This window comes from Streptomyces lomondensis, from assembly GCF_014651035.1.
GTDB classification, from domain to species: domain Bacteria; phylum Actinomycetota; class Actinomycetes; order Streptomycetales; family Streptomycetaceae; genus Streptomyces; species Streptomyces lomondensis.
On sequence record NZ_BMWC01000001.1, the window covers coordinates 491923 to 511589 of the forward strand.

Below are 19667 nucleotides of genomic sequence, written 5' to 3' on the forward strand. Positions count from 1 at the left end.
TGGAGGCATGCCTTCCACGACGTCCGCGACAGTCCCGCAGGGGACCGGATCCATCCCATCGGGCCGCCCCTGGCCGGCCGTTCTCGCCCTCGCCGCCGCCACGTTCTCCGTCGTCACCACCGAGATGCTCCCCGTCGGCCTGCTCACCCCGCTCGGCAGCGGCCTGCACGTCTCCGCCGGCACCGCCGGGCTCGCCCTCACCCTTCCTGGCCTGGTCGCCGCGGCGAGCGCACTCCTGCTGCCGGTGGTGGTCCGCCGCGCCGACCGGCGCACGGTCCTGTGCGCCCTGCTGCTCCTGCTCGCGGCCGCCGACCTGCTCTCCGCCCTGGCCCCGCACATCGCCGTCCTCCTCGCCGCGCGGGCCCTGGTCGGGGTGTGCATCGGCGGGGTATGGGCGATCGCGGCCGGGCTGGGGCCGCGGCTGCTGCCCCCGGACCGGGCGGGCCGGGCGACCGCGCTGATCTTCAGCGGCATCGCGGTCGCCTCGGTGCTGGGCGTCCCCGCGGGCACGCTGCTCGGCTCCCTCGCGGGCTGGCGCTGGGCCTTCGCGGCGCTGGCGGGCCTGGCGCTGGCGGTGGCGGCGGCCCTGTTCCTCGTGCTGCCCCCGCTGCCGCCCGAGCGCCCCGTCCGCCTCGGCACGTTCGCGGGACTGCTGCGCACGGCGTGTGTGGCGCGCGGCCTGCTGGCGGTGGTGCTCCTGGTCACGGGCCACTTCGCCGCATACACGTACGTCCGCCCGGTGCTGGACCGGGTCCCCGGCCTGGACGCGGGCACGGTCAGCACCCTCCTCCTCGGCTACGGCGTGGCCGGAGTCGCCGGCACCTTCGCCGGCGGCGCGCTGGCGGCCCGCGACCCCCGCAGGGCCCTGCTGGTCATCGCGGCCGGACTCGGCACGGTGGTGCTGCTGCTGATCCCGGCGGCGGACTCCCTGGCGGCCGCCACGGGGCTGCTCGTGCTGTGGGGCCTGGTCTACGGGGGCGTCTCGGTCTCCGCCCAGAACTGGCTGTCGGCGGCGGCGCCCCAGGCACGTGAGGCGGGGTCGGCGCTGTTCGCCGGGGTCTTCAACACGGCGATCGCGCTGGGGGCGTTCATGGGTGGCCGGACGGCGGACGCGCTGGGGCCGAGCGCCGTGCTGGCGGCCGGTGGCGGACTGGCGCTGCTGGCCCTGCCGGCGGTGCTGGGCGCGGGAACACGACGTCCGGATCCCGCCGGTGCCCGGGCCCCGCGCGAGCGACCCTGATGAGCATGCCGACGACGACGTACACCGCACGACCCATCACCCCGCAGGCCCTGAAGGAGCTGCGCACGACGGACGACGCGGGCCGCCCCGCCGTCCCCTTCACCGACACCGAGGGCGGCGCGCCTCTGCGCTGCTGCCTCCGCCACAGCCGCCCCGGCGAACGCATCGCCCTGGTCTCCTACGCCCCCCTGCGCCGCTGGGCGTCGGAAACGGGCGCCACCCCGGGCCCCTACGACGAGCAGGGCCCGGTCTTCGTCCACGCCGAGGACTGCCCCGGCCCGGCCGGCACCGCGCTCCCCTTCACCAACACCCATCGCACGCTCCGCCGCTACTCCGCCCAGGGCCACATCCTGGGCGGCCGACTGGTCGGGGAACCGGAGGCCTTCGACCAGGCCCTCACGGAAGCGTTCGACGACCCGGCCGTGGCGCTCGTCCACGTCCGGGCCGTCGAGTACGGCTGTTTCCTCTACGAGGTGCGCAGGGGCTAGTCCTTCAGCTCCGCCGCCACCAGCTCCGCGATCTGCACCGCGTTCAGGGCCGCGCCCTTGCGGAGGTTGTCGTTGGAGACGAACAGGGCCAGGCCGTTGTCCACCGTCTCGTCGCGGCGGATGCGGCCGACGTAGGACGGGTCCTTGCCGGCGGCCTGGAGGGGGGTCGGGATGTCGGAGAGCTCGACGCCCGGGGCGTCCTTCAGCAGCTCCGTCGCGCGCTCCGGGGAGATCGGGCGGGCGAAGCGGGCGTTGACCTGGAGGGAGTGGCCGGAGAAGACCGGGACGCGCACGCAGGTGCCGGAGACCTTCAGCTCGGGGATCTCCAGGATCTTGCGGGACTCGTTGCGGAGCTTCTGCTCCTCGTCGGTCTCGTTCAGGCCGTCGTCGACGATCGAGCCCGCCAGCGGCAGTACGTTGAAGGCGATGGGCCGCTTGTAGACGCCCGGCTCGGGGAAGTCGACCGCCTCGCCGTCGTGCGTGAGCTTGTCCGCCTCGTCGACGACCTTCTGCACCTGGCCGTGCAGCTCGGCGACGCCCGCGAGGCCGGAGCCGGAGACCGCCTGGTACGTGGCGACGACCAGGGCCTCCAGGCCGGCCTCCGCGTGCAGCGGACGCAGGACCGGCATCGCGGCCATGGTCGTGCAGTTCGGGTTGGCGATGATGCCCTTGGGGCGGTTCGCGATCGCGTGCGGGTTCACCTCGGAGACGACCAGGGGGACCTCCGGGTCCTTGCGCCACGCGGAGGAGTTGTCGATCACCACGGCACCCTGGGAGGCGACCTTCTCGGCCAGCGCCCTGGAGGTGGCACCGCCCGCGGAGAACAGCACGATGTCCAGGCCGGTGTAGTCGGCGGCCGCCGCGTCCTCCACCGTCACGCCGTCCAGCTCCGTCCCCGCCGAGCGGGCCGAGGCGAACAGGCGCAGCTCCGTGACCGGGAAGTTCCGCTCCTTGAGGATCCTGCGCATGACCGTGCCCACCTGTCCGGTGGCTCCGACGATTCCGACCCTCACGGTGACTCCCTCTCCTGCGTCTCTTCACGTGCTCGTTGCTTGGCCGAGGCTTTTCCATCATGCGGCCGACCACGGGCCGTCTGTCCACTTCTTTCCCCGGACTGCCCGGAGAGTGGGACGACCTGTCCCGTTCCATGGTTGCGGACCTGCGGTGTCGACCCCGCTGAGCTGGAGGAATTCATCCGGCCGGGGTCGTGCGCCGCAAGCTCGCCTGCCCCTGTCGGTCTCGGCCACACGGAAGTGTGATGTACGCCTCGGTCGGCTCGGCGGAACTCGCCGCGAAGTCGGCCGAACGTTCCGGGCCGTGCCGGCGTCGTAGGAGAAACACGGTGAGGGGGGTGGCTTGTGCTGCTGCGCGGAAGGGCCCGGCGCGCCCGGGAGGAGGCGCACGCCGGTACCGGCGACGGTCCGCTGAGCGACGCTGATCCGCTGGACGACGCCGATCCGCTGGACGCGGCACAGGAACGCCGGGTGCGGGCGGTGCTCGCGCTGGGCGGGGTGCCGCAGGCGGACCTGCCGGACGGGGTACAGCAGGTCCGCCTGCGGTTGCTGGAGCGGGCCGCGAGCGGCCGGGAGGCGCCGCGGGACGTCTCGGCGTGGGCGGCGGTCGTGGCCTCCAACCTCGCCATGGACTGGCACCGGGCCAGGCGCCGCCAGGAGCGGCTCGGGGAGCGGCTGGCCGCCCTGCGGCATCCGGAGCACCCCTCCGGCGAGGACACCAGCGTGCTGTCCCTCGCCGTCGCCCAGGGCCTGGACGAGCTGCCCGACGCCCAGCGTCAGGTCGTCGTCCTGCGCTTCTACGCCGACCTGCCGGTCCGCTCCATCGCCGAGCAGCTCGGCGTCCCGGAGGGCACGGTCAAGAGCCGGCTGCACACGGCGGTACGGGCCCTGCGCGCCCGCCTGCACGAGGACGAGGTGGTGTGACGTGACCGCCCGGAACGACGACGACCGGCGCCACGACGAAACGTGGGACGCCGGCGACGAACGCGGCCGTGACGCCTATGACGGTGACGCGTACGACGGTGCTGCTTACGACGGTGCTGTTTACGACGGTGACGTGTACGACGGCATGGATCCGCTGATGGCGGTAGTCGCCGGCGAACCCCTGCCGCGGGCGGCCCGCCGGGACGCGGACTTCATGGCCGCCCACCGCGCGGCCGCCGCGGACGTGGCGCTGCTGCGGCAGCAGCTGGGACTGATCGGGGACACGCTGGCGCACGAGGCCGAGGCTGAGGCGGAGGCCGGCCCGTCGGCGGAGCCGGGTGGTGGCGCGGCGGTGACGCCGCTGTCCGGGCGGCGGCGCCGGCCGCGGGCCGTGGTCGTGGCCGTCCGGGGCCTCGCCGCGGCCGTGGCCGCCACCGTCGTGGTGGGCATGGGCTGGCTCGTGGTGCAGAGCGGCGGGACGGGGAACGACGAGGCGGGCAGCTCCTCGGCCGACACCGCGGCCGGAGCGGAGCACGGCGACAGGCCCGCCCGGCTCAGCCACCCCGGCTACCTCGCCTGCGCGCGGCTCGTCGTGGAGGGCACCGTCGCCGAGGTCGAAGCGGTCCCCGGCACCGGCCAGGACCGCGTCACCCTCGACGTGGCCCGCCACTACAAGCCCGCCGAGGGCCAGGACCAGGTCGTCTTCCCCCTGGACGCCGGGATCGACCCGCCGCCGCGGCCGGGCGACCACGTCCTCGTCGCCATCCGGCAGGGACACGCCGAGCCCGACCTGTGGACGACGGACGAGAAGGAGATCGCCCGCGAACGGGCCTGGATCACCGCCGCCCTGGCCGAGTCGCGCACGTATCCGTGTGAGGAGTAGCACGAAGGGCGGGCGCCCGTACGGACGCCCGCCCTCAGGGATGCCGTGACCGGTTACGGCACGACCTTCTCGATCTTCACGCTGCCCAGGCCCGCGACCGTGCCGCGCGCGTTGACCAGCTGGACCTGGCCGAAGAACTCACGCCCCTCGGGCGCCGCCGCCGCGGCGGTGACGTTGCCCGAGACCGTGGCCGACGCGCCCGTGCCGAGCTTCACCGGCGCCGACCCGTCGACGCTGACGCTGCCCAGGGTGGGAGCGAAGAACACGTCCTGGTAGTCGTAGGCGGTGGTGCCGGCCGGCACCGAGTAGCCGACGACCTCGATCGTGTACCGGCCGGCGGCCGGGGAGGGAACGGAGACCGACTCCTCCGAGTCGCCGTCGGCGGAGCTGCCGACCTGCTTGCCGGTGGCGTCGTAGACCGCGAGGTCCAGGTCGGCCGCCGCGTCCGAGACGCCGCCGATGGTGACGTCCAGCGACTTCGCGCCCGCGGGCACCTCGACCGTCGTCTTCTGCGTCTCGCCCTGCTTGATCGACGGGCGGGTCGTCTTCGCCGAGCCGAGCGGGCCGCCGACCAGCTTGCCGTCGAGCGCGGCGAAGCCGTTCGTCACCTTCCAGGAGGCGGCGGCCGGGGTGCCGACCTTCGCCTCGGGCAGGGTCACGGTCTCCGGGTCGAAGACCGCGCCGAGAACGGCGACGTCGAGCTTGTACGGGTTGTCGAGCAGCGGCGAGGTACGGCGCGACTCGACCTCGATCTCCCAGACGCCCGGCTGCGGGTTCGCGTAGGAACGCAGGTCGGGGCGGCAGGTGTTGGCCGGGTTCGGGTAGTTCGGGTAGCAGTTGATCGTCGACGTCGGGTCGGCCGGGACGCCGTACGGGTGGATGGAGATGAACCGGGTCTGGCTCTTGTCCGTCAGCCCGCCCATCGCGACCTCGAGGGACTTGGCGCCCTCGGGGACGGTGACGAAGTAGTGCCGGGTGCTGTTGCGCTGCACCGAACCCGAGGCGGAGAAGGTGTACTTCAGCGGCTCGGAGACGACGACCGTGCTCAGGACCTGCTTGTCGATGCCCTCGGTCCTCGGGTCGTCGACCTCCAGGATCGCGCTCTTGAGGCCCGCGGACTTCGGAGCGGCCTGGACCTTGACGGTCACCGGCTGGTTCAGCGGCAGCTTCACCTCGTCGGAGCCGACGATCCGGAAGGTGCCGCCGGCGTTGTTCTCGAAGTGCAGCTCGTGCCGGATCGCCTTGTCGGCGCCGGACGTACGGGTGAGGGTGATCTCGTACGTCTTCTTCTGGCCGGCCTTCAGGCCGCCCTCACGGTCGTACAGGCCCGTGCCGAAGCCCGGGGTCTTCAGGAACTGGTCGATCGCGGTGTCGACCGGCGCCTTGACCGTGTACGCGTGCGAGGTGGCGCCGTCGCGGATGGCGTCCCAGGCGTCCTCGATGTTCATCAGGCCCGCGCCCTCCTCGTACGCCTGCACACCCTTGATGTGGTCGGCGGTCGAGGTGAGGGCCGTGCGCAGGGTCGCCGGCGTGAGGTCGATCTTCTTCTGCTTCGCGGCCGACAGCAGCAGGGCGGCGGCGCCGGCGGCCTGCGGGGAGGCCATCGAGGTGCCCTGGAGCATGCCGTAGCCGGCCGGCAGGGAGTAGCCCGCCTCGGCGACCGGCTGGCCCGGCATCCAGGTCTGGATCGTGTTGATCGCGGCACCCGGGGCGACCAGCGTCGGGGTGAAGCCGCCGTCCTCACGCGGGCCGCGCGAGGAGAACGGCATCAGCGCGTACTTCTTCTCCACGACCGAGCCGTAGTTGGCGGCCCAGGTCTCCTTGGAGACGGACGCGCCGACCGAGATGACCTTGTCGGCCAGGGACGGGTCGCCGATGGTGTTGGCGCCGGGGCCGGAGTTGCCCGCGGAGATCACCAGCTGGACGCCGTAGGTGTCGATGAGGCGGGTGTACAGCTCGGCGCGCGCGTTGTTGCCGTCGTTCAGCGCCGGCAGGCCGCCGATGGACATGTTGACGATGTCGACGCCGCGCTTGGTGACGAGGTCGATCATGCCCTCGGTCAGGGCGACGTTGGTGCAGCCGGCGCCGAAGATGCAGGCGCGGGAGGAGACGACCTTGGCGCCGGGGGCGGCGCCGTTCATCTTCCCGCCGAACAGGCCGTTGGCGGCGGTGATGCCGGCGACGTGCGTGCCGTGCTCGGACTCGATGATGCCGATGTTGACGAAGTCGGCCTTGGCGCCGGCGCCGTTGTACACGACGTCCTTCCGGATCTCCACGACGAACGGCTGCCGCTCGGCGACATCGGTCTTCGGGTCGTCGGTGCCGAAGTACCCGATCTGGAAGCCGTCCTTGTACGGCTTCATCGCGGTGTCGTCGGTGAAGTCGTTGTTGTCGTTGAGGTCGACGCGTACGGTCCCGGCTGCGGCGTCGTACAGGACGCCCCAGACGTCGGTGGTGTCGCCGTCCCGGTTGACGTCCCCGTTCGCGTCGCCGCCCTTGGTGGCGGACTCGCGGAAGACGCTGACGCTGTAGGAGCCCTCGGGGGCCTTCCAGCTCTCGCCGCCGTAGGTGAAGGCGGTGCCGGAGACGGAGGTGACCATCGGGCGCCAGGTCTGGTCGCCGTCCACGATCGGGTCGGTCGCCGTCACCCAGTCGACGACCTTCCGCTCGCCCGTGGTGGTCTTCTGCAGCGCCGGGTGGGCCAGGTCGACACCGGTGTCGAGGACGCCGATGGTGATGCCGCGGCCGTCCGCCTTCGGATTGTCCTCGACGAAGTCGACCGCGCCCGTCTCGAAGGACGGGTTGTACGGGTTCTCGGCCGGGGTCTTCTTGTCCGGCGCCGGGTAGGTCCCCGTGGCCTTGGCGCCCTTGGCCGCGTCCGCGCTCGGCGTCGGGTCGTCCAGCGGGATCTCCTCGCGCAGGTCGATGCCGTGCACGGAGGAGAGCTTGGTGGCGGCCGTGATGGCCGAGTCCGCCCGGGACGTCGGGACGGTGGCGCGGACGTAGCCCAGCTTGTCGTCGGCCCGGCCGACCATGCCGCCCTCGACCGCGTCCAGCTGCCCGGCGACCTGCTCGGTCTTCCCGGGCGCGGTGGCGATCATCATCGTGACGGTCTTGTCGCCGTCGGCCTTGGCCTCGGCGAGCAGGTCCGCGTCGTCGGAACCGAGCTTGTCGTGCGCGGACTTGACGTCGGTGTCGGCGGGCGCGGCGGCGCCGGGGCCGTCGGCGGCGAAGGCCAGGGGGATCGGCCCGGCCGCGGAGAGCGCGGCGACGAGACCGGCGGCCACGGCGATGCGTGCCACACGTCTCCGGCCCGCTATCGGGTCACGCTGGGGGGTGAGGGTCATCGGCATCCCTTGTAGGTAAAGGAACGAGCGGGAACGACCGGGGCCGATCGGCCCTGGTCGTCACGGTCCGGAACGGCAAGCCCGGACGATCGCACAGCTTTACGCAAGGGGAAGTTCTTTGGGGAGGGTTGACCGAATCGAAATGGATGTATGGGGAAAACCCCCGATGCGTTTTGCGGGCATCAGTCCCCGAAGGCGGCGAAATCGGTTAACGTCCCGGAGTGCGACGGAAGTTGAGGGTGGCGGCCTACGCCATATGCGTCCGGGACGGACAGATCCTCCTCGCCCGCTCACCCGCCGAGGACGGAACGCCCGAGTGGGTCGTGCCCGGCGGCGGCATGGAGCACGGCGAGGACCCCTACGACACCGTGCGGCGCGAGGTGGAGGAGGAGACCGGCTACCGCATCGAGGTCACGGGGCTGCTCGGCGTGGACTCCTCCCACCGCGTCTTCCGCGACGGCTTCGGACGCTCCGTCGACCACCACGCCGTCCGGTTCGTCTACGAGGGCCGCGTCACCGGCGGCGAACTGCGCAACGAGGTGAACGGATCCACCGACCTCGCCGCCTGGCAGGACCTGGACGCGGTGCCCGGACTGGTCCGGATCTCGATGGTCGACATCGCGCTGCGGATGTGGCGCGAGCGGCCGGTCACCGGACGGCTGGCCCGCGCCCCGGAGTAGGTGCACTACCCCGGAAGATGAACGCCGCGTGACCGGCTCCCGGCCGGATCCGGAGCGGCCGACGACGCGCAGGGTAGTCCAAGATCCACGTACGGTGATCGGCGCTGCCCGTTGCCGCCGCGTTTACGCGCAGGTCACTCCCGCTGCCAACGATCCAGTACGAGCGGGGTGTTCACGTCATGAACGCCCCGCGACCACTGCCGACGCGTTCGCACTCGGGGAGAGAAGCGCATGTCGCGCACACGCTCAGTCGCCGGCTCCGGCCAGGGCATCCACCGCCGTTCCGTCCTCGCCGCCACCGGAGCGGTCGCCCTCTCCGCGGGCGCCGGCTACGCGCTGCGGCCCAGCGACAGCCAGGCGGCCACGCCCAAGAAGAGCACCGAGGCCGCTGTCGCCGCCTCCTCGCGCCAGGCACCGGCCGCGCCGCTGGCCCCGTACACCAAGGGCACCACTGTGGCGTCCGTCGCCACCCCGCGCGCCGGCTCCGGATACCGGCGCCTGGGCGACGGCCCCGGCTGGCAGCGGGTCGTGCGCTCCGAGCTGGCCGCGCCCAAGTCCGGCCGCGCCGGGCGCCGTACCGCGCTCGCGGCGTTCGTGCAGCTCACCGACCTGCACATCATCGACGCCCAGCACCCGCTGCGCCTGGAGTACCTGCGCTCGGCCGACATTCACGCCTGGCGGCCGCACGAGGCGCTGACCGTGCAGGGCGCGATCGCGCTGGTGGAGCGGATCAACGCGCTCCGCGGCGCCCCCGTCACCGGCGCCCCGCTGCACTTCGCCATGACCACCGGCGACAACACGGACAACAACGCCAAGTCCGAGCTGGAGTGGTTCCTGAAGATCATGAGCGGTGGGCGCATCACGCCCAACACCGGCGACCCGCGCCAGTACGAGGGCGTCCAGAACAGCGGCCTCAAGCAGTACTGGCAGCCGGACGCGGCGGTCCGCGACACCGACAAGCAGGTCGGTTTCCCGCACCTGGACGGCTTCCTGAAGGCCGCGATCCGCGAGGTCCAGAGCCCCGGGCTCAACCTGCCCTGGTACTCCACTGTCGGCAACCACGACTCCCTGCCGATGGGCTGCTACGCCTCGCACGGCGACTCCTACCTCACCGAACTCGCCATCGGCGGCAAGAAGCTGATGAACGTGACGGCGGCCGAGGCGCAGCAGCTGCAGACCCTCATCAAGAAGGCCCGGGACCCCGAGGGCGTCCGCTACCACGACTTCCTCAAGTCCCACGCCCGCGCGATGCGCTCGGTCACCCCCGACGAGAGCCGCGCCCCCTTCACGCCCGCCGACTACATCAAGGCGCACCTGGACCCGGCCTACCGCGGCGTCGGCCCGGCCGGCCACGGCTACTCCTCCGCCAACCTGGACGCGGGCACCCAGTACTACGCCTTCCGCATCTCCGACGACGTCATCGGCATCAGCCTGGACACCACCGACGCGGGCGGCCACTACAACGGGTCCATCGGCACCGGCCAGCTGAAGTGGCTGGAGCGGACCCTGCGGGCGAACAAGGACTCCTACGCGGTCGTCTTCAGCCACCACACCAGCAAGACGATGACGAACACCCGCCTCGACCCGGCCCGCCCCTACGAGCGCCGGCACACCGGCCAGGAGGTCCTGGCCCTGCTCGGCGGCCACCGCAACGTGCTCGCGTGGGTGAACGGCCACATCCACAAGAACGTCATCACCCCGCACTCCACGTCCGGCGGCGGCTCGTTCTGGGAGATCTCCACCGCCTCCCACGTCGACTTCCCGCAGCTGGCCCGGGTGATCGAGCTGACCGACAACAAGGACGGCACGATCTCGCTGTTCACCACGCTGGTGGAGTCCTCGGCCCCGCACCGCACGGACTTCTCCGACCTCTCCCAGACCGGCCTGGCGGCCCTCTACCGCGAGCTGTCCCTCAACGCCCCCGGCGCGAGCACGACCCTCGGCGGCGACCCGGAGGACCGCAACACCGAGCTGGTGCTCAAGAAGGGCTGATCGCAGCGGCGCACTCGGCGGCGCCGTGATCAGGACCTCTCTCGCTCAACCACCACGCTGGCCGCGATCTTGTCGTGAAAACACTGCTTCAGCGGCTTGTCCCACACGCAGGACAGATTGTTGATCACGTTCAGGAAGGGCACGAACTGCATCCCGGCATGCGACATGTGGCGGCCCAGTGCGCGGCCGTACGAGAGACGACGCCCGTCTCGGGCACGCACCACACGGATTCCGAAGGCCAGTTTCCCTGGGGTTCCTCCCCACCAGGCAGTGCAGATGGGGGAGTAGCAGAAGAGGAGCACGACAAACGTCGGAAACCCGTACAGGTCACTGGAACCGCCGAGGATGAACGTGACTGCGGCGCCAAGGACTCCCAAGGCCACGCCGAAGATGACGATGTCGCTGATGAAGGCAGCAGCCCGCGTCCAGGCGCTGGCCAGCACCGGCTGGGGCGGCCCGCCGGGCTGTTGGGGGCCGTAGAGCCAACTGTCGGGCGCGTGCTGTGATTCCGCCGAGGAACTCTCCTTCTCTTCCATGCCGACGAGTACAGCAGTCTGGACGTCCGGGTGAAAGAGAAGGGCTGAAACCCGCTCAACCGCCCGGTACCGGTCAACCCGGGCCGGGCGGCCGGGGTCTCTGCGCACATGAAGAGAAGCGCACGGACGACGACCCTGACGGCGGCGACGGCAGTGGCACTGTCGGCGGCCCTGGTGACCCCGGCGCTCGCGGCCACTCCGGCCGGAGCGCACGGCGACCACGACGCGACCCGGAGGGCGGTACGGGCCGCCGTCGCGGACGGCGTGCCGGGCGTGACGGTGACCGTACGGCGGGGCCACGGCACCTGGGCGGACACGGCCGGTGTCGGCAACCTGAAGACGGGCAAGCCGCGTTCGGCACACGACCACTACCGGGCCGCCAGCATCTCGAAGACGTTCGTGGCCACGGTCCTGCTGCAACTGGAGGCGGAGGGCGAGCTCTCGCTCGACGACACGGTGGAGCGGTGGCTGCCGGGCGTGGTCCGCGGCAACGGCCACGACGGCCGCGAGATCACCCTCCGCCAGCTCCTGGACCACACCAGCGGCATCTTCGACTACCTCGAGGACCGCGGCTTCCAGCAGACGTACATGACGGCCGACGGCTTCCAAGAGCACCGCTTCGACCGGGCGACCCCCGAGGACCTGCTCGCCTTCGCCCTGCGGAACAAGCCGTACTTCGCGCCGGGCGAATCCTGGGAGTACTCCAACACGAACTACGTCCTGGCCGCGCAGGTGATCGAGAAGGCCACGGGCAACGCCTACGGCGACGAGATCCGGCGCCGGATCATCGACCCCCTGCACCTGACCTCCACATCGGTCCCCGGCAACCGCACCACCCTTCCCAAGCCCAGCAGCCGCGCCTACTCCAAGCTGGCCAGAACGGCCACGGGCCCGACGTACGACGTCACCGAGCTCAACCCGAGCCTGGCCTACGGCTCGGGCGAGATGGTCTCCGACTCGGCCGACCTGACCCGCTTCTACTCGGCCCTCCTGCGCGGCCGGCTGCTCCCGCCCGAGCAGCTGAAGGCCATGAAGGCCACGGTCGACACCAACGGCACCTACCGCTACGGCCTGGGCATCGCGAACGCCGAACTCAGCTGCGGCGTCCACGTCTGGGGCCACGCCGGAGGCATCACCGGCTCCAACTCCATGGCGATGACCACCGAGGACGGCCGGCACTCCCTGGCCGTCAACTTCAACGGCGACTGGTCGGGGAGCACCGGCGCGATCGTCGAGGCGGAGTTCTGCGGCAAGTAGGCCCTACCGCCACCCGCCGAAGAGGGGCCGCCGGCGAGACCCGGCGGCCCCTCCCCTCCCCTCCTGGTCCTGCCCGGTCCGTCACTACCGGGGCAGCACCACGACGTACGCGGCCGGCTCGCGGTCGGCCGCTGCCATCAGCGCCGTGCGGACCACCGTCGCCTGCTGCTCGAGGGAGTCGCGGAGCTTCCTGGGCGTGATGTGGACGACCGTGATGCCGAGGCGCTCCAGGTGCTCGCGCTTGCGGGCGTACTCGGACCACAGGGCGTCGTCGTCCTGCCGGGGCGCCCGGGTGTCCAGCTCCACCGCCACCGCCTGGTCGGGCCAGTACGCGTCCAGGCCGCCGAGGTAGGGGCCGCCGGGCAGGCGCAGGTCGACGTTCCAGACCGGGTCGGGCAGGCCGTACTCGCGGACCATCCGGTAGAGGCGGTCCTCCGCGATCGCCCGGCCCTCGGCCAGCAGGGACTCCACCGCGTCCACCACGTGCGGGCGGCTCAGCAGCCGCGCCTGGTTCAGCTCGCGGACCACGGACGTCGCGTCGCAGTGGGCGCCGCGCACCGCCTCCGTCATCAGCCGGCGCACGACGCCGGCGTCCTCCAGCCCGGCGACGGCATCGGCCAGCGCGCGGGCCACCGGAGCCACCGGGACGCCCGTGACCTGCTCGGGGGCCGGCAGCGCGGTGCCGCGGACGATGCGCGCGCAACCCGTCGAGCGCAGCCGCCGCATCCGCGGGACCAGGACGTCGATGGCGTCCAGGGACGGCAGCGGGGGAGTGGAGGAGAAGCCGTGCAGCGTCAGCGCCGCCAGCCCCGTGATCATCGCGTCGGGGTAGGCAGGGGCGGGTGGCCGGCCGGCGCCGGGCTGGGCGGGCACTCCGCCGCCGCGCTCCCGGGCCGCGTACAGCAGCACCGCGTGCAGCCGCTCCTCGCTGGTCGGCGGGCCCGGGTGGAGCAGGACGACGCCCGGGAGGAGCTGCTGCCAGGGCCCGCCGGGGCGGCACTGCCCGTTCGTCTCGGCCGTCGAGACGCCGTGCGAGCGAAGCTGGGCCGTGGTCATCACACGGGGGCGGCCACGGCCTGACAGGTCGTGCAGGGGGCGGGGGAAGAGCGGGGTGTTGTGGGTCATGCCCCGCAATTTCCCGTGTCCGAGGCGCCCTTGAACCGCTGTTACAGGTCCGTCGACAAATGCGGACAACAGGGCACTAAAGGACGGATGTTCGGGTGCCGAAAGCCCCTGGTCCGTTCGGGTGCGGACCAGGGGTTACGGCTCGCGGGGCACGCGTCTTGTAACGAAGGCGGAACGCCGGATCTCAGGCCAAAGCTACTGGTCAGCGGCCTCGTCGCAGGCCTGCCCGCGCAGCGCCCGCGCCAGATCGTCCCGGGCCTCCAGGACCAGCCGGCGCAGGGCCGGAGCGGCCTCCCGGTGGGCCTCCAGCCAGGCGTCCGTGGCGGCCAGCGTCTCCTGGGACTGCTGGAGCGAGGGGAACAGTCCCTGCACCACGTGCATCGCGATCTGGATCGACCGCTCGGACCACACCCGCTCGATCGCCGCGAAGTACTTCGCCGCGTACGGCGCGAGCAGCTCCCGCTGCGAACCCTGGGAGAAGCCCGCGATGGTCGCCTCCACCATGGCGTTGGACAGCGCGTCCGACTCCACGACCTGCGCCCACGCCTGCGCCTTGACCGCCTCGGACGGGCGGGCGGCCAGACAGCGCACCTGGTGACGCTTGCCGGAGGCGGTGTCGTCCCGGGCCAGCTCCTCGGCCAGCGCCTTCTCGTCCACGGCCCCGTGCGCCACCAGCGGCTCCAGGAACACCCAGCGCAGCTCCTGGTCCAGGTCGAGTCCCTCGACCGTCGCCGTGCCGTCCAGCAGCTCCCGCAGCAGCTCGAAGTCGGCCTCGGCGGTGGCCGTCCGGGCGAAGAAGCGCGCCCAGGCGAGCTGGTGCTCGCTGCCGGCCTCGGCCGCGTACAGCTCGCGCCGCGCGCCCTCGGCGAGCAGCCGGGCCGTCGTCTCCCGCCGGGCGGGCGCCGCGTAGTGCGTGACCGCCGACTCGGCCCAGGCGTGCAGCATCTGCACGACGCCGATCTCGGACTCGCGCCCCGCGAACCGCAGCACCAGGTCCACGAAGTCCCGGGCCGGCAGCAGCGCGTCGCGCGTCATGTTCCACAGCGCCGACCAGCACAGGGCGCGGGCCAGAGGGTCGGTCACCGAGCCCAGGTGCTCGCGCAGGGTCGCCAGCGAGGTCGCGTCGAAGCGGATCTTGCAGTAGGTCAGGTCGTCGTCGTTGGCCAGCACCAGGTCGGGCGCGTCGGCACCGGCCAGTTCCGCCACGACCGTCCGCGGGCCGTCGACGTCCGTCTCCACGCGCGCGTACCGCTCCAGCGTCCCGCCGTCCGCCACCCGGTACAGGCCCACCGCCACCCGGTGCGGCCGCAGTTCCGGATGTGACTCGGCGGCTTCCTGCACCACCGCCAGCTCCTCGACCCGGCCGTCCGCGCCCAGCAGCACCTGCGGCGTCAGCGAGTTCACCCCGGCCGTCTGGAGCCAGGACCGCGACCACGCGCTCATGTCCCGGCCGCTGGTCTCCTCCAGCACCGACAGCAGATCGCCGAGGCGCGTGTTGCCGTACGCGTGCCGCTTGAAGTAGCGCCGGGCACCCTCCAGGAACGCGTCCTCACCGACGTACGCCACCAGCTGCTTCAGCACCGACGCGCCCTTGGCGTACGTGATGCCGTCGAAGTTCAGCTTGGCGTCCTGGAGGTCGCGGATGTCGGCCGTGATCGGGTGCGTGGAGGGCAGCTGGTCCGCGCGGTACGCCCAGGCCTTGCGGCGGTTGGCGAAGGTGACCCAGCCGCTCGTGAAGCGGGTCGCGCCGACCAGTGAGAACGCGCCCATGAAGTCCGCGAACGACTCCTTCAGCCACAGGTCGTCCCACCACTCCATGGTGACCAGGTCGCCGAACCACATGTGCGCCATCTCGTGCAGCACGACATTGGCCCGGCCCTCGTAGGACGCCTGCGTGACCTTCCCGCGGAAGATGAACTCCTCCCGGAACGTCACCAGGCCCGGGTTCTCCATCGCGCCCAGGTTGTACTCGGGCACGAACGCCTGGTCGTACTTCCCGAACGGGTACGGGTAGTCGAAGTGGTCGTGGAAGAAGTCCAGGCCCTGCTTGGTGACCAGGAAGACGTCGTCGGCGTCGAAGTAGGGCGCGAGGCCCTTGCGGCACAGGGCGCCGAGCGGGATCTCCAGCGTGGTGCCGTCCGGGAACGTACGGGAGTACGTGTCCGTCACGTAGTGGTACGGCCCGGCCACCACACACGTGATGTACGTCGAGATCGGCTTGGTCTCGGCGAACCGCCACACCCCGTCCGCCTGTTCGCCGGCCCCGTTGCTCCACACCGTCCAGCCCTGCGGGGCCCGCACCTCGAAGCGGTACGGGGCCTTGAGGTCGGGCTGCTCGAAGTTGGCGAAGACGCGACGCGAGTCGGCCGGCTCGTACTGCGTGTACAGGTACACCTCGCCGTCCTCCGGGTCGACGAAGCGGTGCAGGCCCTCGCCGGTCCGGGAGTAGGCGCACTGGGCGTCGACCACCAGCTCGTTGTCCGCGGCCAGGTCCTCCAGCGTGATCCGGGAACCGTCGAAGACCTCACCCGGGTCCAGATCACGGCCGTTGAGTGAGACGGCCGTCACACTCGGCGCGATCAGGTCGGCGAAGCTGCTCGCGCCGGGCTCGTTGCAGCGGAAGCGGATCGTCGTGACCGAGCGGAACGTGCGGGGCCCGTCGCCGGCGTCCGCACCGACCGCGGACCGCAGGTCGAGGGACACCTCGTACCCGTCGACGCGCAGCAGGGCGGCCCGCTCCCGGGCTTCGTCGCGGGACAGATTCTCACCGGGCACGGGCGGCACTCCTCAAGCGTCGTGGGGTACGGCTGAACAGCACCGATCCTGCCACGTGCCCCTGACGCCGGGCAGCCGGGAATGACCGGAGCGAGCACCGGCGTTCCCGGAGAAACGGATTCCTCGTGAGGAGAGACATGTCGGACAAGACCCCCGTCGACTTCTGGTTCGACCCGCTGTGCCCCTGGGCGTGGATGACCTCCCGTTGGGTGCTGGAGGTGGAGAAGGTCAGGGACATCAAGGTCCGCTGGCACGTCATGAGCCTCGCCGTCCTCAACGAGGACAAGCTCGACCAGCTGCCCGAGGAGTACCGCGAGCTGCTTCAGACCAAGGCGTGGGGCCCCGTCCGGGTCGTCATAGCCGCGCAGCAGGAGCACGGCGCCGAGGTGCTCGGCGACCTCTACACCGCGCTCGGCACCCGCATCCACAACCAGGACGAGGGCCTCGGCAAGGAGACGGTCGCCGCCGCCGTGAAGGACGCCGGCCTGCCCGAGTCCCTCATGGAGCACTGGGACTCCACCCCGTACGAGCCGCAGCTGCGCGCCTCCCACAAGGAGGGCATCGACAAGGTCGGCCAGGAGGTCGGCACCCCGGTCATCGCGGTCCCCGGCGCCGACGGCGAGCAGCTCGCCTTCTTCGGCCCGGTCGTCACCCCGGCCCCCAAGGGCGAGGAGGCCGCCCGCCTCTGGGACGGCACCCTCGCCGTGGCCTCGGTGCCGGGCTTCTACGAGATCAAGCGCACCCGCACCAAGGGCCCGGACTTCTCCAACCTCTAGGACTCACTCGGCGGCGGGGGCGGCCTGGATCCGGAGTTCCTCCGGGAGCAGGCCGTCCTCGCCGCGGTTGAGGTAGCGCTGGTACCACCGGCAGCCGACAGCGGTGCAGCGCCAGTAGTCGTCCACGAAGTGACCGTCAATCAGCCCCTCCTCGCCATCACCGCCAGGTCCGGGAAATCGGTGACGACCGCATCGACCCCCATGCGGTAGTACAGCGCGTACTCGGCGAACGCGTCCCCGAAATCGTTCGGTCCGGTTCCCCGCCGGAGGTCCGCAGGCAGGAACTGGTTCTCCGCGCGGAAGGTGTACGGCCCGATCCGCAGCCCCGCCGCGTGCGCGTCCGCGACGAGGGACGTGCCGGCGAGCGACGACTTGTCCGGCCCGATCCAGTCCGCGTACTCCGCGATCTCCGCCAGTCCCGCCGGCGTCATCATGTCCCGGTAGGTCACCGTGGGCAGGTCGTACGGCCCGCCCGTCGTCCCCAGCGCCTGCCACAGCGGCACGTTCAGATCCGTCATGCGCTTGAGGCTCGTCGGTTCGAAGGACTGCACGACGCACTCGCGCCGCCCGAGCCGGTTGCGGCGGATCGCGGAGGCCAGCTTCGGTTCGAGGGGCAGCCCGATGGACCGGAAGTACGTCGGGTGCTTGGTCTCCGGGAAGACGGCGATCGTCCGGCCGTGCGTCCGCGACAGCCGCCGGGCCAGGTCCACGACCTCCTGGAAGGTCATGACCTCCTCGCGCCCGTCGAAGACGGTGTTGCGGTCGCGGACCAGGGGCAGCCGCTCCACCGCCCGCAGCGTCTTCAGCTCGGCCAGCGTGAAGTCCTCCGTGAACCAGTTGGTCACCGAGCGGCCGTCGACCGTCTTCGTCGTACGGCGGTCCGCGAACTCCGGCCGGCGGGCCACGTCGGTCGTCTGGGAGATCTCGTTCTCGTGCCGGACCACCAGCACATGGTCCTTCGTCGGCACCAGGTCCGGTTCGATCCAGTCGGCGCCCGTCTGCACGGCGTACGTGTACGAGGCCGCCGTGTGCTCCGGGCGCCAGCCGGCCGCGCCGCGGTGGCCGATGACGACCGGGCCGCCCGTGCGGGGTTCGGCCGTGGCCGTTCCCGCGGACACTGCGGCCGTTCCCGTGGCCGCCGCGAGCAGGAGGGATCTCCGTCCGAGCTGCATACAACTCCCTTTCTCCGGAGGCAGATTCACGTACGTGCCCGGGCCCGCGCCTGCGTCAGCCGGTCCAGGTGCTCCTGGTAGCCCTTCGTATAGAGGGCCGCCCGGCCCGGGTCCGGCTCGACGACCGCCGTCGGCCGCGTCCACTCCTGCGCGTCCAGCCCGGCCCCCAACCGCTCGGCCGCCGCCAGCACCGCCCCCCGCGCGCCCACCTCGCCCTCGACGACCCGCAGCGGCCGGCCGAGCACGTCGGCCAGCAGCCGCATCCAGGCGGGGCTGCGGGTGCCGCCGCCGCAGACGGCCAGGCTCCCGGTGAGGCCCGCCGCCTCCAGGCAGTGCCGGGCGGCGTACCCGATGCCCTCGCAGGTGGCGCGGACCAGATCGCCCCGGGTCGACTCCAGGGAGACGCCGGTGAGTTCGGCGCGCAGGCGCGGTTCGACGAAGGGCGCGCGTTCGCCGGAGGGCGCGAAGTACGGCAGCACGCGCACGCCGTGCGCGCCCGGCGGGGTCCCGGCCAGCAGGCCGTCCACCTCGTCGTGCCGCACGCCCGTCGTGGACAGCACCCAGTCCAGCGCGGCCGTGCCGACCATCGCGGGCATGGCGCGCAACCAGTGCCCGGGCCGGTCCGTGGAGATGTACAGCCCCGCCGGTTCGCCGGTCAGGTCCAGCTCGGTCGTGGCGACCAGGCTTGCCAGGCAGGTGCCGACGATCAGCAGACCGTCGCCTGGGGACGTCACCCCGGCACCCAGCGCGCAGGCCGGCAGATCGTACGGGCCGTTCGCGATCCGGGTGCCGGACGGCAGGCCCTCGCCGCGTGCCTCGGCCGTCGCGACCGGGTCGCTGACGGGGGCGAGCAGGCCCCGGCGGTGGGTGAGGCCCAGCAGCTCGACGACCCGGTTGTCGTACGTCCGGGTCCGCGGGTCCAGGAATGGCATCGACGCGTCCGACACATCCGTCGTCGGACCCGCCCCCGTCAGCCGCTGGAACACCATGTCCTTGCAGTACAGGGCGGCTTTCGCGGCGTCCAGCGCCTTCGGCTCGTGGCTGTCCAGCCAGGCCAGCAGCGGCCCCGGGCAGCCGGGGAACATCGCGCTGCCCGTCCGCCGGAACACCGTCTCGAAGGTGCCGTCCGCCAGCCACAGGTCGACCAGTTCGTGTGCCCGCCCGTCCATCCAGGAGGCGGCGGGGCGCACGGGCCGGCCCTCGCCGTCCACGAGCCACACCCCGTCGCCCTGCCCGGTGAGTCCGGCCAGTTCCACCGGTTCCGCCACGGCGGAGGTCAGCGCGTCGAGCACCGCGACGACCGCCCCGTACACCCCCTCCATGTCCTGCTCGACGACCCCGCCGTGCAGGGAGAGGCCCACCGGGCGGGACTCCACGGCCAGTTGCCGGCCCGTGCCGTCGAACGCCGCCGCCTTGACCATGGACGTGCCCACATCGATACCGACGTACATGCGGCTCT

General features: G+C 72.0%; 16 protein-coding genes. 8 read left to right on the top strand and 8 right to left on the bottom strand.

Annotated elements, in window-relative coordinates; genetic code table 11:
* Positions 1-7: 7 nt before the first annotated feature.
* Together IE255_RS02160 and IE255_RS02165 are read left to right on the top strand one after the other, a co-directional pair.
* Complete coding sequence (locus IE255_RS02160) at positions 8-1240, top strand: MFS transporter (protein ID WP_190048368.1); 1233 nt, start codon at positions 8-10, stop codon at positions 1238-1240.
* The gene (locus IE255_RS02165; protein ID WP_190048369.1) at positions 1240-1728 is read left to right on the top strand and encodes a DUF1203 domain-containing protein; all 489 of its coding nucleotides are present in this window, start codon (positions 1240-1242) and stop codon (positions 1726-1728) included. Before IE255_RS02160 ends, IE255_RS02165 begins: the two co-directional genes overlap by 1 nt.
* On the opposite strand, the gene IE255_RS02170 is transcribed toward IE255_RS02165, so the two are convergent.
* Positions 1725-2741, bottom strand: coding sequence for an aspartate-semialdehyde dehydrogenase (locus IE255_RS02170; RefSeq protein WP_190048370.1), 1017 nt, complete (start codon positions 2739-2741; stop codon positions 1725-1727). The two genes, IE255_RS02165 and IE255_RS02170, sit on opposite strands and share 4 nt — an antisense overlap.
* Before the next feature lie 348 nt (positions 2742-3089).
* Here IE255_RS02170 and IE255_RS02175 point away from each other — a divergent pair, with 348 nt between their 5' ends.
* Together IE255_RS02175 and IE255_RS02180 are read left to right on the top strand one after the other, a co-directional pair.
* Positions 3090-3665 carry an RNA polymerase sigma factor gene (locus tag IE255_RS02175; protein WP_372487633.1) on the top strand — a complete coding sequence of 192 codons (576 nt, stop codon included), beginning with the start codon at positions 3090-3092 and terminating at the stop codon, positions 3663-3665.
* Position 3666: 1 nt separating this feature from the next.
* On the top strand, positions 3667-4548 hold the full coding sequence (locus IE255_RS02180) for a hypothetical protein (protein ID WP_229906254.1): 882 nt from the start codon (positions 3667-3669) through the stop codon (positions 4546-4548).
* Between the two features lie 53 nt (positions 4549-4601).
* On the opposite strand, the gene IE255_RS02185 is transcribed toward IE255_RS02180, so the two are convergent.
* On the bottom strand, positions 4602-7895 hold the full coding sequence (locus IE255_RS02185; protein WP_190048371.1) for a S8 family serine peptidase: 3294 nt from the start codon (positions 7893-7895) through the stop codon (positions 4602-4604).
* Between the two features lie 221 nt (positions 7896-8116).
* Here IE255_RS02185 and IE255_RS02190 point away from each other — a divergent pair, with 221 nt between their 5' ends.
* Positions 8117-8575, top strand: a complete 459-nt coding sequence (locus IE255_RS02190) for an NUDIX hydrolase (RefSeq protein ID WP_229906255.1) — start codon at positions 8117-8119, stop codon at positions 8573-8575.
* A 231-nt stretch (positions 8576-8806) separates the two neighbouring features.
* On the top strand, positions 8807-10567 hold the full coding sequence (locus IE255_RS02195; protein WP_190048372.1) for a TIGR03767 family metallophosphoesterase: 1761 nt from the start codon (positions 8807-8809) through the stop codon (positions 10565-10567).
* Positions 10568-10596: 29 nt separating this feature from the next.
* Here the strand turns inward: IE255_RS02195 and IE255_RS02200 are convergent, their stop codons facing one another.
* The gene (locus tag IE255_RS02200) at positions 10597-11103 is read right to left on the bottom strand and encodes an RDD family protein (RefSeq protein ID WP_190048373.1); all 507 of its coding nucleotides are present in this window, start codon (positions 11101-11103) and stop codon (positions 10597-10599) included.
* Positions 11104-11211: 108 nt separating this feature from the next.
* Here IE255_RS02200 and IE255_RS02205 point away from each other — a divergent pair, with 108 nt between their 5' ends.
* Entirely contained in the window at positions 11212-12360 is a 1149-nt protein-coding gene (locus IE255_RS02205) for a serine hydrolase domain-containing protein (RefSeq protein ID WP_190048374.1), read from the top strand.
* Positions 12361-12444: 84 nt separating this feature from the next.
* Here IE255_RS02205 and IE255_RS02210 read toward each other — a convergent pair whose 3' ends face one another.
* Together IE255_RS02210 and pepN are read right to left on the bottom strand one after the other, a co-directional pair.
* Complete coding sequence (locus IE255_RS02210) at positions 12445-13485, bottom strand: hypothetical protein (protein WP_190048375.1); 1041 nt, start codon at positions 13483-13485, stop codon at positions 12445-12447.
* Positions 13486-13680: 195 nt separating this feature from the next.
* Complete coding sequence (gene pepN, locus IE255_RS02215) at positions 13681-16260, bottom strand: aminopeptidase N (protein ID WP_190048376.1); 2580 nt, start codon at positions 16258-16260, stop codon at positions 13681-13683.
* 137 nt (positions 16261-16397) lie between these two features.
* Here pepN and IE255_RS02220 point away from each other — a divergent pair, with 137 nt between their 5' ends.
* Positions 16398-17036 (top strand): mycothiol-dependent nitroreductase Rv2466c family protein, encoded by a 639-nt coding sequence (locus IE255_RS02220; protein ID WP_190048377.1) that lies wholly within the window; start codon positions 16398-16400, stop codon positions 17034-17036.
* 3 nt (positions 17037-17039) lie between these two features.
* On the opposite strand, the gene IE255_RS39860 is transcribed toward IE255_RS02220, so the two are convergent.
* Genes IE255_RS39860 through IE255_RS02230 form a run of 3 tightly spaced genes read right to left on the bottom strand, consistent with a single transcriptional unit; the run spans position 17040 to position 19659 of the window.
* Positions 17040-17162 (bottom strand): hypothetical protein, encoded by a 123-nt coding sequence (locus IE255_RS39860; protein WP_267975586.1) that lies wholly within the window; start codon positions 17160-17162, stop codon positions 17040-17042.
* Positions 17163-17176: 14 nt separating this feature from the next.
* Entirely contained in the window at positions 17177-18208 is a 1032-nt protein-coding gene (locus IE255_RS02225) for a glycerophosphodiester phosphodiesterase family protein (protein WP_190048378.1), read from the bottom strand.
* A gap of 26 nt (positions 18209-18234) precedes the next feature.
* A complete protein-coding gene (locus IE255_RS02230) occupies positions 18235-19659 on the bottom strand; it encodes an FGGY-family carbohydrate kinase (RefSeq protein ID WP_190048379.1) in 1425 nt (474 codons plus the stop codon).
* Positions 19660-19667: the final 8 nt, after the last annotated feature.